Genomic DNA, 14,835 nt, shown 5'->3' on the forward strand with positions numbered 1-14,835 from the left:
AAGGGAGAGGAGAAACCGGAGGAAGAACTTATGGGGAAACGTAAGTCTTCTCCGCGGTTGGCAACAACATCATTCTTTGATGCTGTTACACGTAGTCTTGACAGGAATGTGAATATGTATACACGTTTTTCACGTTCATTGTTTGAAAGAATGCTTTATGATAAGATAGGGATTGTTTTTATACATAACGGCTCAGCCGATGAGAAACATCAAAGTTTTCAGAAAAAGTGGTGTGAATAATGAGAGTAATTTCCGGTTCAAGAAAAGGACGAGCCTTAAAGGCGGTGCCGGGCACATCAACAAGGCCGACGACGGATAAAGTAAAAGAGTCTATTTTTAATATGATCGGCCCGTATTTTGACGGAGGAACGGGGCTGGATTTGTTTGCGGGGAGCGGCGGTCTCGGGATTGAAGCGCTGTCGCGCGGATTTGACCGCTGTATCTTTGTGGACCGTGATTTCAAAGCCATCCAAACGGTAAAAGCAAATATCAAAGCGCTCGATCTGCTGGCTTCAGCGGAAGTATACCGCAATGATGCAGAGCGGGCCCTCTATGCCGCGGCGAAACGGGAAAAAGGTTTTGACGGAATTTTCTTAGATCCTCCGTATAAGGAACAAAAGCTGAAAGCGCTTATCGAAATGATTGATGAGCAGAACATGCTGAATGAAGACGGTTTTGTCGTAGCCGAGCATGATAAAGCCGTTGTGCTTCCGGAAGCCGTCGGCGCGCTTTCTGTAACAAGAAGGGAAATCTACGGGCTTACAGGAGTGACGATATACCGAAATAGGGGGTAATGATGTGGCAAGTATAGCTGTATGTCCCGGAAGTTTTGATCCCGTCACCTACGGACATCTGGACATTATCAGACGGGGGGCAAACGTGTTTGAGCATGTGTACGTATGCGTGCTCAATAATTCTTCTAAGCAGCCGCTGTTTACAGTCGAGGAACGCTGTGAGCTGTTAAGAGAAGTGACAAAAGACATTCCGAATATTACGGTCGAGACGTCACAGGGACTGTTAATCGACTATGCGAAAAAAAAGCAGGCGAAAGCGATTATCAGAGGGCTCAGAGCCGTTTCTGACTTCGAATATGAGATGCAGGGGACTTCCGTCAACCGCGTGCTTGACGAATCAATAGAAACTTTTTTTATGATGACGAACAATCAGTACTCTTTTTTAAGTTCAAGCATCGTAAAAGAAGTCGCAAAATATAACGGGCCTGTTTCAGAGTTTGTTCCTCCGGAAGTTGAACAGGCGCTGAAGCAGAAATTTAAAGGATGAGAAGCGCTGATCGGCGTCTCATCCTTTTTTTGTCCGTGCTGACAGCCTGTAACAATAAATCAATGCGTATACGGCGAGAGCTGTCAGCGTGATGGCGGGCCCGGTTTCAACAAGTGTATTCCATCCGCTGACGGCAGCAGATCCCGCGTCCTGATCGCGGAAAGGGAGGAATACGGACTGGTAAGGTTCGTCCAATGCAAGGTAAAGCGGCTTCCACAGTAAGAGAATAAAGAGTGCGGCATAAATGCCCTGAAGGATACGCGCCGCGAAAAACGGTTTAAAGCGGATATCTGTTTCCGATAAAATGCCGGCTACCTGGGCCTGTACGGAAAGGCCGCTGAACCCGAGAATAAAACTCACAATCATGGCTTTCGGCAGCAAGGCGGCATCAGCTTCACTGACCAGCTTGCTCCCAAGTGTAATTTCAAACATTCCGCTGATAAGAGGGATGTCCAGATTTGCCGGAAGATGAAAAAGGGAAAGCAGCGCGTTTGTAAATACAGAAAGCACATCCATGACTTGTACGATTGATAATAACCGGCTGAAAACCGAAAACAATATAATAAAACCGCCCACCATCAGCAAGGTTTGTACAGAAGAGGTGACGGCGTCGCCCAAAATTTTTCCGAGCGGCCGCTTTTCCGAAAGCCGCGCCTTGTGGAGGGCCAGAAATGCTTCCTTCAGAGAAGGGAGAGCGATCGTCTTTTTACCGGTATACGCCGCTTCTTCTTTCCGTCCGTATGAACGCATCGTCAGGCCGACGGCGATGTTTCCGAGATAGTGAGCCGATGCCAGCAGAATGCCGAGAGACGCGTTATGAAAAAAGCCGACCGCCACAGCAGCGAATATAAATAACGGATTGGATGAATTGGTAAAAGAGACGAGGCGTTCAGCCTCTACTCTGGAGATTTGTTTATCCTGGCGCAGCCGTGCAGTCAGCTTCGCGCCGGCCGGATTGCCTGAAGCCATGCCCATAGCCAGTACAAATCCGCCGACCCCCGGCACTCTGAAAATGGGACGCATAAAGGGTTCGAGTAAAAGGCCGACAAATTTGACAATGCCGAATCCGATTAAAAGCTCAGATAGAATAAAAAACGGAAGCAATGAAGGAAAAACGACCTCCCACCACATGGAAAGACCGGTTTTGGAGGCTTCGAATGAGGCCTGAGGGTGTGAAATAACCGTCGCCGTCAAAAAAATGAAAAACAATGAAATCAAAAATGTATGAAACTTAGACAAATTCATTCTTACCTCCCCGATGCTAAAATTGCACACTGACATTTATATCATGATAAAATATAGAACAGACCTTAAAGGCGGCCGGGCAAGTACCTATTTGTCATCCTGTACTAATATACGAGCATAGGGGTTCAATTTAGACCATAGAATTCATGTATAGGATGTCTATTAGGGGGTTCGTCGCGTTGGCCAAACCTACAATCGGGTTAGCGTTAGGTTCGGGAGGGGCAAGAGGCATCGCTCATCTCGGAGTGTTATCCAGTTTACATAAGCATCAGATTCCAATTGATATGATTGCCGGCAGCAGCATGGGAGCATTAGTCGGAAGCTTTTATGCGGCCGGGCATGACGTGGCTACGATGAAAAAAGTCGCCAAAGCATTTAAGCGGCGGCTGTACGCGGATTATACGATGCCGAGGCTCGGATTTTTAAAAGGAGACCGCATCAGGCAGCTTGTTCATGCCTATACGTACGGCAAGCCGATAGAAGAACTGCGGATCCCGCTCGGCATCGTGGCCTGCGACCTTCAGACCGGCGAAAAACTCGTTTTTACGAAAGGTTCAGTGTCCGAAGCCGTCCGCGCGAGCATCAGCATACCGGGCGTTTTCGTCCCGCAAAAAATGAACGGACGTATGTTAGTCGACGGCGCGGTGGTTGACAGAATCCCGGTTTCCGCCGTAAAAGATATGGGTGCTGATATCGTCATCGCCTCTGACGTATCCCGGGTGAAAAAAACGGAAAAAGCGGCACATATTTTTGATGTAATCATGCAAAGTATGGATATACTGCAAAATGAATTGGTCCGTCACCAGACCATTGCCGCAGACGTCATGATCCGCCCTTCTCTTGAATCATTCAGCTCAAGTTCTTTTGCCAACATTGATCATATGATCACAGCGGGCGAAGAAGCCGCAGACCGGATGATCGGCCGGATTAAACAAGAAATAGAGAACTGGGAGGGCTAACTCATATGAAAGCAAAACATTTTCGCTGGGTGTTTATCATCCTGATCTTATTAATTGCTGTTACATTTATTAAGCTTCCGTATTACATTACACAGCCGGGAGAAGCATCAGAGCTGAGACCGCTGATTAAGGTGGACGGAGGCTATCCTGAAAAAGGAAGCCTTTCCTTGATGACTGTCAAAGTAGGCCCCGCCAATCCGTATACATATCTTTGGGCGAAAGTGCATCCTTACGATGAAATCGTCCCTGATGAAAGCATAAAAGAAGAGGGCGAATCGGACTCGGATTATATGAAGCGCCAGCTGCAAATGATGAAAAGCTCCCAAGAAAACGCGGTCATTGCCGCTTATCAAAAAGCCGGGAAACAGGTGAAATATTCATTTAACGGGATTTTCGCCAGCTCAGTCGTCTCTGACATGCCGGCAAAAGGAAAAATAGAGGTCGGTGATAAAATCATCAGCGCGGACGGGAAAACATATGAATCCGCTGAAAAGCTGATTGATTATATCAGCAGCAAAAAAGCGGGGGAAAAAGTAACGTTTCACGTTGAACGGGACACGAAAGAAAAGACCGTTGACATTGTGCTGAAATCATTCCCGGAAGACCCGAAAAGAGCGGGAATCGGCGTCGCGTTATATACGGACCGGAACGTGAAAGTAAAGCCGGATCTTCATTTCAGCATTGAAAACATCGGCGGGCCTTCTGCGGGTCTCATGATGTCTTTAGAAATTTACAACCAGCTGACAAAACCTGACGAAACAAAAGGCTATAATATAGCCGGAACGGGGACAATCGACGTGGACGGCAAGGTCGGACCGATCGGCGGAATCGATCAGAAAGTCGTCGCCGCAGACAAAGCGGGAAAAGATATTTTCTTTGCGCCGAATCAAAACGGAGCTGAAAATTCTGATTACAAAAATGCGCTAAAAACGGCGAAAGCAATCAAGTCCGATATGAAGATCGTCCCTGTCGACACCATGCAGGACGCACTTGACTATTTGGATCAGCTGAAAGTAAAAAGCACCTGATACAGGCAGGTGCTTTTTTTACGCATTCAAAAAACGCTGTTCGTCTTCATCATAGCGGATCGGCGCTTGTGAAAATTCCTGTTTCTCAAACAATGTGCGTTCAGGTTCTTTTATCGGCAGGCTGTAAACCCGTCCCGCCAGTATGTCCAGATCCAGAGCGGGATGAGAGAAAGAAGAGAGCTTGCTGACGAGAGGTGCGGTAAGCTCTTTTTTCTTTGCCGACAGGTACGCCTGTCCTTTTTTCGTCATTCCGAGAAGACGGATATAAGGAGCGCTTGAAGGCTGTAAAAGCCGATGCATGTCTTCCTTTTTCGTCCGTGTCAGAATGTGCGTGTTCATCCGCTGCAGCCTCGTCCACGTGTATCGTTTTGTTTTCAATCGTTCCATCATTTCGCGATAGGATCGGGCTTGTCTGATGGTGCGCAAAATTCTGTGCTCAAGGCCTTCTTCCACTTCGTAGATTCGGCTCAATTCTTCAGCGGACAGAGTGCTGACGCTGTATTTTACATATGAAAAATAGTCTTCCGTGCTGTGCCATATCCCGTATGCATTTCTGTATGCCTCCAGCTCACGCGCAGACGCTTCCGGGAGAAAGCTCCTTGCGGCCGCCGTTCCTTTTTCTATCAGCGCTTTCCGGATGCTTGTTGCGCTGGCTATCCGGCTGTTATCTCCGGGAAGCTCGTCGTCATGATACTGGGAAGCGATTCTGGCTGTCGTATAAGGCTTCATAGCGGAACCGAAGGCGTGTATCGCTCTAACGTAGTGAAAACCGAGAATATTGTTCGGCTTGGACAAATCGAGCATGTCCCGCCCTTTGAATATGTGTGAAAAAGCTTTTGAGGCGGCGGCCGGATAGCTGAGACCCTTTTTCATCTCCTCTTTCAGAATCTGGCTGCAGTCATCTTCCTTTCGGCTGAACGCTTCAGACGCTTCAATAAAGGGTTCGATCCGCCCGTTTTCGCTGCCGAAAAACAAGCTGCTGCATCCTAAATGATGAAGAAGCGAAACGCTGCCGCGCGCGAATAATTCCGCTTTTTGTACGGCATATATATAAGGGAGCTCAATGACGATATCTACGCCGTTTTCCAGCGCCATTTTTGTCCGGGCCCACTTTGAGACGGCGGCCGGTTCCCCGCGCTGCAAAAAAGGGCCGCTCATCACCGCCGCCGCGACGCTGCTGTCCGTTTTGATTTTTGCTTGTTCCGCATGATAGCGGTGTCCGTTATGAAAGGGATTATATTCAACAACCAGGCCGACTGCTTTCATATTTGTCCCGCCTTTCTTGCTATGTTTTGCTTCGTGTGGTACATTTGCAAATGAAGTGCATATTTTAGTCCGTTTCGTTTAGTGTATGCATAGCCTATCCGGCTGTCAACGATTGCATGACGGCGGCATTATGCTGTAAAGAAAAAATATTGACAAAAACATTCTGAAAAGCTATAATCATGTTTGTTGCTTTCCTGAGGTGATACAAATGAAATGGACGATTTATCAGCTTCATCAAATGGCGAAAAAGAGCTTTGAATTTGATGAAACAGTTGAGTTAAATGAGCTGACAAAATTGAATTCTGACATCCGCCGCATTTCTCCCGTCCGGGTGAAGGGCCGCGCGGAGATTGAATCCAAGCAAGTTTCGTTTGACTTTACGATTTCAGGCGAAATGGTTTTGCCGTGCTCAAGAACTTTAGTTGATGTGCCGTATCCATTTACAATCGCGACAAAAGAACTGTTTAGATTTCATAAGTCGGATGATATAGAAGATGAGGACGTTCATATTGCTGAAGACGATATCGTTGACTTAACTCCGATCGTAAAAGAAGAGATTCTTTTAGAAATTCCTATGCAAGTCTTTTGTGAAACTGAACAAAAAGAAGGAGCCGCTCCCCAAGTGGGGAAGGATTGGCAAGTGATTTCTGAGGAAGACAAGAAAAATCAAATCGACCCCAGACTTGCGGATCTGAAAAAGCTCTTAACACAAGATGATGAATCTTAACTCTTTAAGGAGGTGGGAATAATGGCTGTACCTTTTAGAAGAACTTCTAAAATGAAAAAAAGATTGCGCCGTACACATTTCAAACTAAATGTACCTGGTATGACAGAATGCCCGTCATGCGGAGAGATGAAATTGTCTCACCGTGTATGTAAAGCATGCGGATCATACAACGGCAAAGACATAAATGTTAAAAGCAATTAATGTATGAAGAAAAGCGCGGGAATCTCGGTTCCTGCGCTTTTCTTTTTTTTTTGCCCCTCCGGCCTGCTTCCGCCGAAAAAATTGTGAGCGCCAGTAGTCTATCTAATCTATCAGCGGCATATGTATGAGGTAAATGAGCAAATATGGAGGGAGATACGATTGACGATAACGAGACAAGACGCGTGGACGCAAGATGAAGATTTGCTGCTGGCCGAAGTGGTGCTCAGGCATATTCGGGAAGGCGGGACCCAGCTTTCCGCTTTTGAAGAAGTCGGCAGAGCGCTGACGAGAACGGCTGCCGCCTGCGGGTTCAGATGGAATTCTTATGTCAGAAAACAATATCAGTCAGGGATAGAACTGGCGAAAAAACAGCGGAAGGAATTAAGAAAGCAGATCGGGGTGCATTCCGCCAATCTGCCGGGAACCGTCAAACAGCCTCCGATCCGCAGGGCGGAAGGAGAAAAAGAGCTGTCCATTGATGATGTCATTTTGTTTCTTCAGCAATTTAAAGAGTCGCCGGCCGCAGCGGATGTTCGTCATGAAAAAGAAAAACTCACAGAACAGCTGACCGCGCTGCAAAAAGAAGTCGAGGATCTGCGTGAGGAAAATGAAAGCTTGAGAAACAAGCTGGAGATGACGGAAGAAGATTATAAAGCGTTAATTGACATTATGGACAGAGCGAGAAGGATGGTCAATTCAAAAGAAGACGACAGGAAATCGGCGCAGAGCCTGTAAAATGAACCGGCCTGAGGGCGGCGGCCCGGCCGGTTTTTTATTATGCCGTTTCTCCGGATGTCATTTCACCGTCCATATCGGGGTGCCAGATGTAAGGATTTTCTCCTTTATCACGCGCCATATCATATTTAACGGGCTCAAAATTCATCTTATCCCAGAATTCTGCTGATTTCATGCGTGAATTTGTCCTGATCGGCATTCTGAAGGATTTTGCAAAATCAACAAGCGCTTTTCCGTATCCGTTGTTTTGATAGCCCGGAAGAACCTCAAGCTTCCAAAGTTCCAAAAAGTCCTGACGCTGATCAAAATACGGATTCGCACCTCCGTTTACCTGATATAAACTCATTCTCGCCACTAGTTTATCCCCGAAGTAAATCCCGTAAAAAGGCGAGGTGCTGTCATTTTCAATGATATTATCCTGAAGATCTTCAAGCATCGACAGCTCCTGCATTCCGTATTCCTTAAACCTTTTAAATTCTTCGAGTGTCTTAAAGTTGATGAGCAGGCGCTCTATTTTCAACACAAACTCCCCCTTTGTTGTGTTCTACCATTATTGTAAACGCTTTAATTGAAAATTCCAACTATAATATGCTTGCCTGTCTTTTTGCTCAAAACGAAATTGAAGTAATTTGCGGCGGCTTCTGCTATGATAATATGGAAAAATGCAGATATAGGGTGTGACAGTGTGAAAATCGGAATTATCGGCGGCGGAGCGGTAGGTCTTTTATGTGCTTACTACTTATCGTCCCGCCATCAGGTAACGGTCATTACGCGGCGGACGGAACAGGCTGATGCGATTAACTCAGGCGGTATCCGGCTTTTGAAAGACGGAATAGAATGTACGGCGGCATGCAGAGCGCAAACCGGCCTCACTTCCGGATTCGACCTCTTAATCGCAGCCGTTAAACAGCACCAGCTCAGTGCTGTGCTGCGGGATCTTGAGACGATAAAAGGGACGAATGTGCTGTTTTTGCAAAACGGCATGGGACACATACACGACATTAGAGATTGGCATACGGATCATTCGCTTTATGCCGGCACAGTTGAGCACGGAGCAAAAAAGATATCGGATCATGCCGTTGAACATACGGGAGCGGGAGCCGTAAGATGGAGTGTATTCAGCGCATCCCGGCCGGAAACGCTCAAAAGCATCTTTTCCGGCATGCACCGGGATTTTCCCGTATATGATGAAAACGACTGGTATCGGCTGTTAACGGGAAAACTGATCATCAATGTATGCATCAACCCGTTAACTGCATTGCTGCGCGTGAAAAACGGAGAGCTGTTAAGAAATGACGCTTACAAAAAATATATGAGAAACGTGTTTGAAGAAGCGGAGACAATACTTGGCCTCGCCGATAGAGAAAAAGCGTGGAACAAGGTTTGCGAAGTTTGCAGACTGACGGAAAAAAATCATTCTTCCATGCTCGTCGATATCATGGCAGGCAGGCGGACAGAGGCCGATGCGATTATCGGCTATCTTGTAAAAGAAGCGGAAAGCCGAGGATTGCCGGCCGTTCATCTCACGTTTTTACACCGCAGCATAAAAGCGTTAGAAAGAAACTGAAACAAAGTCTTTTGAGGTTTTCCGGTAACATGCTATACTCATTTCGGAAACCTAACTATTTATTGGAGAAAGGAAGTTCCAGACAGATGCAGCTAACTGAACTTTCCATCAAAAGTCAAAATAAGTTTGTGCAGCACTATATAGATGGAGAAAACATGTCTTCATTTTTTGATTATGATATTCATTCAGAGGACGTATGGCAAAAGAGGCTTCATGACTTGTCTTTGCGGCCGTTTGCCAGAGAGGAATTAGCCGATTATTTATCCTCCTATCACGAAAAATTTCACTCTGCCGCCATGCAGGCCTCCATCGAAAAACTGAGAGATCCAAAAAGCGCAGCGGTTGTAGGCGGCCAGCAGGCCGGTCTTTTAACGGGGCCTCTTTACACCATACATAAAATTATCTCCATTATCGTACTTGCCAGACAGCAGGAAGAGGCGTTACAGATTCCTGTTGTTCCGATTTTCTGGGTGGCGGGTGAAGATCACGATCTGGAAGAAATCAATTTTGTGCATACGTCAACAGAGAATAAAGGTCCGGTGAAACAGAAACTGCCGCAGTCGTACTGGAAAAAAACATCGGCGGCTAAAACCGAGCTAGATCAGCAAAAATGCGCGGCTTGGATTGATGAAGTGTTCGCTGCTTTTGAGGAAACGGATCACACAAACACACTCCTTCAAAACGTGAAGCGATGTTTACGCTCATCAGAGACATTCACGGACTTTTTTGAGCTGTTGATCGCCGACTTGTTTCAAGAAGAAGGCCTTATTCTGATGAATTCGGGAGATCCGGGGATTAAAAAGCTGGAAACGAGTATGTTTCAGCAGATTTTAAAACACAATCATGAGCTTGCCAAAGCCGTGTCAGACCAGCAGCGTCTTATGCGGGAAGCCGGTTATCACCCGATTATTGAAACGGACAAAGATCAGGCCAATCTGTTTTACGAACACGAGGGAGAGCGTTTCTTAATTGAAAAAGAAAACGGCGTTTTTGTCATTAAGGAGCTTGACCTGAAGTGGACGAACGACGAGCTTCATACTCATATGGAAGAAAAACCGGAATGTTTCAGCAATAACGTTGTGACAAGGCCGCTTATGCAGGAGTTTCTCATTCCGACTCTGGCGTTTATCGCGGGGCCGGGAGAAATCAATTATTGGGGTGAGCTGAAGCAGGCTTTCTCATTAATGGGCTTTCGCATGACGCCGGTAGTGCCGAGACTGAACATTACGATTCTTGAGCGCCATATTGAAAAGAAGCTTTCAGAACGGAATATCCCGCTTCAGGAAGCGATTGAACACGGCACCGGACACCTGAAAGACACTTATTTTGAAGAGCAGATTCCGGAAGAGTTTTCTTCTGTAATGGAACAGGCGAAGTCTCAGATTGAAGCTGTCCATAAACGCGCAAGGGACGAAGCGCTGAAGGTCGATTCAAGCCTTGAGCCGCTCTTACAGAAGAATGCCGCCTTCATTCAAGATCAGCTCTTCTTTTTAGAACGGACGGTAACGAAAAGAATTGAAGAAAAAGAAGGCTTTGTGCTGCGTGACTATGAAAGAATCCAAAACAGCATCAGACCGCTCGGCGCTCCGCAGGAACGGATTTGGAATGTGATGTATTATCTGAACCGCTACGGTCCAAAATTCTTCACAACCTTCAAACATCTGCCATTTTCTTTTCAAAACCAACATCAGATTGTCAAACTTTGAAATAAAGTTTTAAAGAACCCTGAATAGTTCAGGGTTTTTTTTTATGTGTAAACAGTGTAAAATGAGGTTGTGGAGAGAAGTGGCGGATAGTGGTGAGTTTAGGAGGGAAAGTGGGGGTCCTTATCATGTTTATGGGTGAATACCGGCATACTGTTGATGCAAAGGGCCGCATGATCGTACCCGCAAAATTCAGAGAAGGCCTCGGTGAGCAGTTCGTGCTGACCAGAGGACTGGACCAATGCCTTTTCGGCTATCCGATGAATGAATGGAAGCTGATTGAAGAAAAGCTGAAGGCTCTGCCGCTCACCAAAAAAGACGCCCGCGCATTTACCCGATTCTTTTTTTCCGGTGCGACCGAATGCGAACTGGACAAGCAGGGAAGGGTTAATATTGCGTCATCTCTTCTGAATTACGCAAAACTGGAAAAAGAATGTGTTGTCATCGGGGTTTCCAATCGAATTGAATTGTGGAGTAAGGTAATATGGGAACAATACACAGAAGAGCAAGAAGATTCATTCGCTGAAATTGCTGAAAACATGATTGGATTTGATATATAATGGATCTTCGTGCATCACAACAACAACTGACAATTCAATTCATTCCTGATAAAGGTGGGACCGACACAAATGTTTCAGCATAAGACAGTACTTCTTCGTGAAACCGTCGACGGTTTGAATATCAAACCGGACGGAACCTATGTGGACTGCACCCTTGGCGGCGCCGGGCACAGTACATATTTATTGCAGCAATTATCGGAAAAAGGACGCTTGATCGCCTTTGACCAAGATGACACGGCACTTGAAAACGCAAAGAAAACATTGTCCGAATACAAAGGACAGCTCATTCTGGTAAAAAGCAACTTTCGTTATTTAAAAGAGTGTTTACATGAACACGGCATTACGAGTGTCGACGGAATTTTATTTGATTTAGGAGTATCCTCTCCGCAGCTTGATACACCGGAACGGGGATTCAGTTATCATCATGACGCACCGCTGGACATGAGGATGGACCAGTCGGCCGCCCTTACGGCGAAAGAAGTCGTAAATGAATGGCGGTATGAGGACCTTGTGAGGATTTTCTTTAAATACGGAGAAGAAAAATTCAGCAAGCAGATCGCCCGGAAAATTGAAGAGGCAAGAGAAAAATCGCCTATTCAAACAACCGGCCAACTGGTCGATCTAATAAAGGACGCGATACCGGCTCCGGCAAGAAGAAGCGGAGGTCATCCGGCCAAACGTGTATTCCAAGCCATTCGAATCGCCGTAAACGACGAGCTTCAAGTATTTGAAGAGGCCCTCTTGCAAGCGATAGAGGTGCTGAAGCCGGGCGGAAGGGTGTCTGTGATCACTTTTCACTCGCTGGAAGACAGAATGTGCAAGACGACATTCAAGGAAAAATCATCACTTCCCGAACTGCCTCCGGGTCTTCCCGTGATACCGGAAGAATTTGAACCGGAATTAAAACTGATTACGAGAAAGCCCATAACGGCATCAAAAGAGGAGCTTGAAGAAAATAACCGCGCCCGGTCAGCGAAGCTCCGCATTGCGGAGAAACGAAAATAACGGGCAGCAAATGACAACATTAAAGGAGGTCATCAGCCTATGAGCAACTTAGCTTACCAGCAGGAAAAACAACAACGGCCAGTGATAAGTCCCGAAAAAAAGGTGATTGTCAAAAAGAGGGCTTCCATTACACTAGGGGAAAAGGTGCTGCTCGTCCTGTTTGCCATTGCCGTTCTCTCCACATCAATGTTTATCGTATCAAAGGCATACGCGGCGTACCAATCCAATATTGAGGTGCAAAAACTGGAGGAGAAAGTATCTGAGAAGAATAAGCAGATCGGTGATCTCGAAAAGACGGCTGCTGACTTAAGCCAGCCGCAGCGCCTGATGGATATCGCTAAAAAGCACGGTTTGAATCTGAAAGATAAAAAAGTGAAAAACATACAGGAATGATAACCCATGCCGAAAAAAAATAAGTTTATGAACAGAGGAGCAGCGATACTCAGTATTTGTTTCGCTCTCTTTTTCTTTGTCATTCTCGGGAGAATGGCGTACATTCAATTAACCGGTAAAGCAAACGGTGTAGAACTTGCAACAAAAGCGACCGAGCAGCACGAAAAAAAGCGGATGATAGAAGCGAGCCGCGGCTCTATTCTTGACCGGAACGGCAAAGTGCTTGCAGAGGACACGGCGACATATAAGCTCATTGCCGTACTTGATAAAAAAATGACGAGTGATCCGAAGCATCCTCAGCATGTCAAAGACAAAGAGAAAACGGCGGAAAAACTGGCGACCGTTATCAATCTTGATAAAAGCAAGATTCTGGACATCTTAAACAGGGATGGCGCGAAGCAGGTGGAATTCGGTTCAGCCGGCCGCGATATCTCTTATGCGAAAAAACAAAAGATCGAAAAAATGAATCTTCCGGGTATTTCTTTCTTAAGAGATACGAAGCGCTACTATCCGAACGGCATATTTTTGTCAAATGTTCTCGGCTATGCCGATGTGAATGAAAAAACAAACGAGATACAAGGCTCTTTAGGGCTTGAAAAAATACTGAATAACTATCTGACGGAACGTGACGGGTCCGTCACTTACGAAAGTGATAAATCCGGCTGGAAACTTCCGAACAGCAAAGAAAAAATCACCGCACCTAAAAACGGTGACAATGTATATTTAACCATTGATCAGAAAATTCAAACCTTTCTAGAAGACAGCATGACGAAAGTAGCGGAAAAATATAAACCGAAAAAAATTATGGCGGCTGTCGTAGAACCGAAAACAGGCAAAGTGCTTGCGATGGGGCAGCGTCCGAGTTTTGACCCGAATATCAGAAACGTCACCAATTATTACAACGACTTAGTGTCGTACGCGTATGAACCGGGATCGACGATGAAGATCTTTACGCTTGCCGCGGCGATTCAGGAAAATGTGTTTTCCGCAAACGAGAAATATAAATCAGGAACATATAAAGTGGGAGGCGGACCTGTTAAAGATTGGAACGATGGCGCCGGATGGGGTATGACAAGCTTCCATGACGGCCTCATGAGGTCATCGAATGTTGCTTTCGCCAAACTGGCCAATGAAAAACTGGGGTTTGACCGGTTTAATGAGTACCTGCACAAATTCGGGCTCTATCAAAAAACAGGGATTGATCTGCCCGGTGAAGTATCAAGTAAAATTAACTACAAATATGATTTTGACAAAGCGTCTACGGCTTACGGCCAAGCATCGGCGATAACACCGATCCAGCAGCTTCAGGCCGTCACGGCGATTGCCAATAACGGCAAAATGATGAAACCTTACGTCATTGATCATATTGTCGACCCCGATACGAAAAAAGTCGTCAAGCAGACAAAACCGGAGCAAGTTGGCACGCCGATTTCAGCCGATACGGCGAAAAAAGTCCGGAACCTGCTCGGAGAAGTCGTGACGTCAGACATCGGAACGGGAAAACCTTATAAAATTGAAGGTTTTGACGTCGCGGGTAAAACGGGAACCGCACAAATCGCCGGGACAGGCGGATATTTAAGGGGAACGAGCAACTATGTGTTTTCATTCATGGGCATGGCGCCGAAAAATGATCCTAAGCTCGTCATCTATGTAGCCGTGCAGCAGCCGCAGTTAAAAGCGGGTCAAAGCAGCTCTGATCCTGTCGCGGAAATCTTTAACCCGACGATGAAAAACAGCCTCCACTACATGAATATCGAACCGACGGAAAAAACAGATTCCGGCCAGGAAGAAACGAAAAGCCAAAAGATGCCTGACCTGACAGATAAGACGGTCACGGGCGCTGAGAAGGAAGCGAAAAATGAACACCTCACACCGATTGTCATCGGCAGCGATGTTGCTGTAAAAGAGCAGTATCCGACAGCCGGAGAAGATGTGATCACCAATCAGAAAATCTTCTTAAAAACAGACGGAAAGATGACGATGCCGGATATGTCCGGATGGTCGAGACGGGAAGTGCTTCAATTCAGCAAAGTATCAGGCATTCACATCGATGTGAGCGGTGAAGGTTACGCTTCAAGCCAAAGTGTGAAAAAAGGCAAAGAACTGAAAGAAAATACCGTGATTAAGGTGAAATTTAAAAATCCTGATTAACGGGACAGAGAAGT

General features: G+C 46.2%; 17 protein-coding genes. 14 read left to right on the forward strand and 3 right to left on the reverse strand.

Going from position 1 to position 14,835, the window contains the following annotated elements; translation table 11 throughout:
* Positions 1–30: 30 nt before the first annotated feature.
* From ACWJJS_RS08615 to coaD, 3 genes are read left to right on the forward strand one after another with little or no spacing between them, the layout of a single operon-like run.
* The gene (locus ACWJJS_RS08615; protein WP_094246961.1) at positions 31–240 is read left to right on the forward strand and encodes a hypothetical protein; all 210 of its coding nucleotides are present in this window, start codon (positions 31–33) and stop codon (positions 238–240) included.
* Complete coding sequence (gene rsmD, locus ACWJJS_RS08620) at positions 240–794, forward strand: 16S rRNA (guanine(966)-N(2))-methyltransferase RsmD (protein WP_071391873.1); 555 nt, start codon at positions 240–242, stop codon at positions 792–794. Before ACWJJS_RS08615 ends, rsmD begins: the two co-directional genes overlap by 1 nt.
* Positions 795–798: 4 nt before the next feature.
* Positions 799–1,281 (forward strand): pantetheine-phosphate adenylyltransferase, encoded by a 483-nt coding sequence (gene coaD / locus ACWJJS_RS08625; protein WP_172614670.1) that lies wholly within the window; start codon positions 799–801, stop codon positions 1,279–1,281.
* A gap of 18 nt (positions 1,282–1,299) precedes the next feature.
* Here coaD and ylbJ read toward each other — a convergent pair whose 3' ends face one another.
* On the reverse strand, positions 1,300–2,526 hold the full coding sequence (gene ylbJ / locus ACWJJS_RS08630; protein ID WP_003154466.1) for a sporulation integral membrane protein YlbJ: 1,227 nt from the start codon (positions 2,524–2,526) through the stop codon (positions 1,300–1,302).
* A gap of 179 nt (positions 2,527–2,705) precedes the next feature.
* Here ylbJ and ACWJJS_RS08635 point away from each other — a divergent pair, with 179 nt between their 5' ends.
* Positions 2,706–3,485 (forward strand): patatin family protein, encoded by a 780-nt coding sequence (locus tag ACWJJS_RS08635; RefSeq protein ID WP_014304961.1) that lies wholly within the window; start codon positions 2,706–2,708, stop codon positions 3,483–3,485.
* Between the two features lie 5 nt (positions 3,486–3,490).
* Positions 3,491–4,513, forward strand: coding sequence for a SepM family pheromone-processing serine protease (locus ACWJJS_RS08640; protein WP_182068842.1), 1,023 nt, complete (start codon positions 3,491–3,493; stop codon positions 4,511–4,513).
* Positions 4,514–4,531: 18 nt separating this feature from the next.
* On the opposite strand, the gene ACWJJS_RS08645 is transcribed toward ACWJJS_RS08640, so the two are convergent.
* Positions 4,532–5,779: a nucleotidyltransferase gene (locus ACWJJS_RS08645; protein ID WP_182068843.1), complete on the reverse strand. Its 1,248-nt coding sequence runs from the start codon at positions 5,777–5,779 to the stop codon at positions 4,532–4,534.
* Positions 5,780–5,987: 208 nt separating this feature from the next.
* Between ACWJJS_RS08645 and ACWJJS_RS08650 the strand changes: the two genes are divergently transcribed.
* The 3 genes from ACWJJS_RS08650 (at position 5,988) to gerR (ending at position 7,442) form a co-directional block, all read left to right on the forward strand.
* Positions 5,988–6,506, forward strand: a complete 519-nt coding sequence (locus tag ACWJJS_RS08650; RefSeq protein WP_003154459.1) for a YceD family protein — start codon at positions 5,988–5,990, stop codon at positions 6,504–6,506.
* 21 nt (positions 6,507–6,527) lie between these two features.
* Positions 6,528–6,707, forward strand: a complete 180-nt coding sequence (gene rpmF, locus ACWJJS_RS08655; RefSeq protein ID WP_003154457.1) for a 50S ribosomal protein L32 — start codon at positions 6,528–6,530, stop codon at positions 6,705–6,707.
* 159 nt (positions 6,708–6,866) lie between these two features.
* On the forward strand, positions 6,867–7,442 hold the full coding sequence (gene gerR / locus ACWJJS_RS08660) for a sporulation-specific transcriptional regulator GerR (protein ID WP_003154450.1): 576 nt from the start codon (positions 6,867–6,869) through the stop codon (positions 7,440–7,442).
* Positions 7,443–7,482: 40 nt separating this feature from the next.
* On the opposite strand, the gene ACWJJS_RS08665 is transcribed toward gerR, so the two are convergent.
* Complete coding sequence (locus tag ACWJJS_RS08665) at positions 7,483–7,965, reverse strand: N-acetyltransferase (RefSeq protein ID WP_015388272.1); 483 nt, start codon at positions 7,963–7,965, stop codon at positions 7,483–7,485.
* Positions 7,966–8,127: 162 nt separating this feature from the next.
* Here ACWJJS_RS08665 and ACWJJS_RS08670 point away from each other — a divergent pair, with 162 nt between their 5' ends.
* The 6 genes from ACWJJS_RS08670 (at position 8,128) to pbpB (ending at position 14,821) form a co-directional block, all read left to right on the forward strand.
* A complete protein-coding gene (locus tag ACWJJS_RS08670; RefSeq protein ID WP_317461446.1) occupies positions 8,128–9,009 on the forward strand; it encodes a 2-dehydropantoate 2-reductase in 882 nt (293 codons plus the stop codon).
* A gap of 86 nt (positions 9,010–9,095) precedes the next feature.
* A complete protein-coding gene (bshC, locus tag ACWJJS_RS08675; RefSeq protein WP_182068845.1) occupies positions 9,096–10,715 on the forward strand; it encodes a bacillithiol biosynthesis cysteine-adding enzyme BshC in 1,620 nt (539 codons plus the stop codon).
* Positions 10,716–10,840: 125 nt separating this feature from the next.
* A complete protein-coding gene (gene mraZ, locus ACWJJS_RS08680; protein WP_007409703.1) occupies positions 10,841–11,272 on the forward strand; it encodes a division/cell wall cluster transcriptional repressor MraZ in 432 nt (143 codons plus the stop codon).
* Positions 11,273–11,341: 69 nt separating this feature from the next.
* Positions 11,342–12,277: a 16S rRNA (cytosine(1402)-N(4))-methyltransferase RsmH gene (rsmH, locus tag ACWJJS_RS08685; protein ID WP_007409704.1), complete on the forward strand. Its 936-nt coding sequence runs from the start codon at positions 11,342–11,344 to the stop codon at positions 12,275–12,277.
* Positions 12,278–12,316: 39 nt separating this feature from the next.
* On the forward strand, positions 12,317–12,670 hold the full coding sequence (ftsL, locus tag ACWJJS_RS08690; protein ID WP_003154442.1) for a cell division protein FtsL: 354 nt from the start codon (positions 12,317–12,319) through the stop codon (positions 12,668–12,670).
* 6 nt (positions 12,671–12,676) lie between these two features.
* Positions 12,677–14,821: a penicillin-binding protein 2B gene (pbpB, locus tag ACWJJS_RS08695; protein WP_454023488.1), complete on the forward strand. Its 2,145-nt coding sequence runs from the start codon at positions 12,677–12,679 to the stop codon at positions 14,819–14,821.
* Positions 14,822–14,835 lie beyond the last annotated feature (14 nt).

It is taken from the genome of Bacillus sp. JK106 (genome assembly GCF_053663355.1).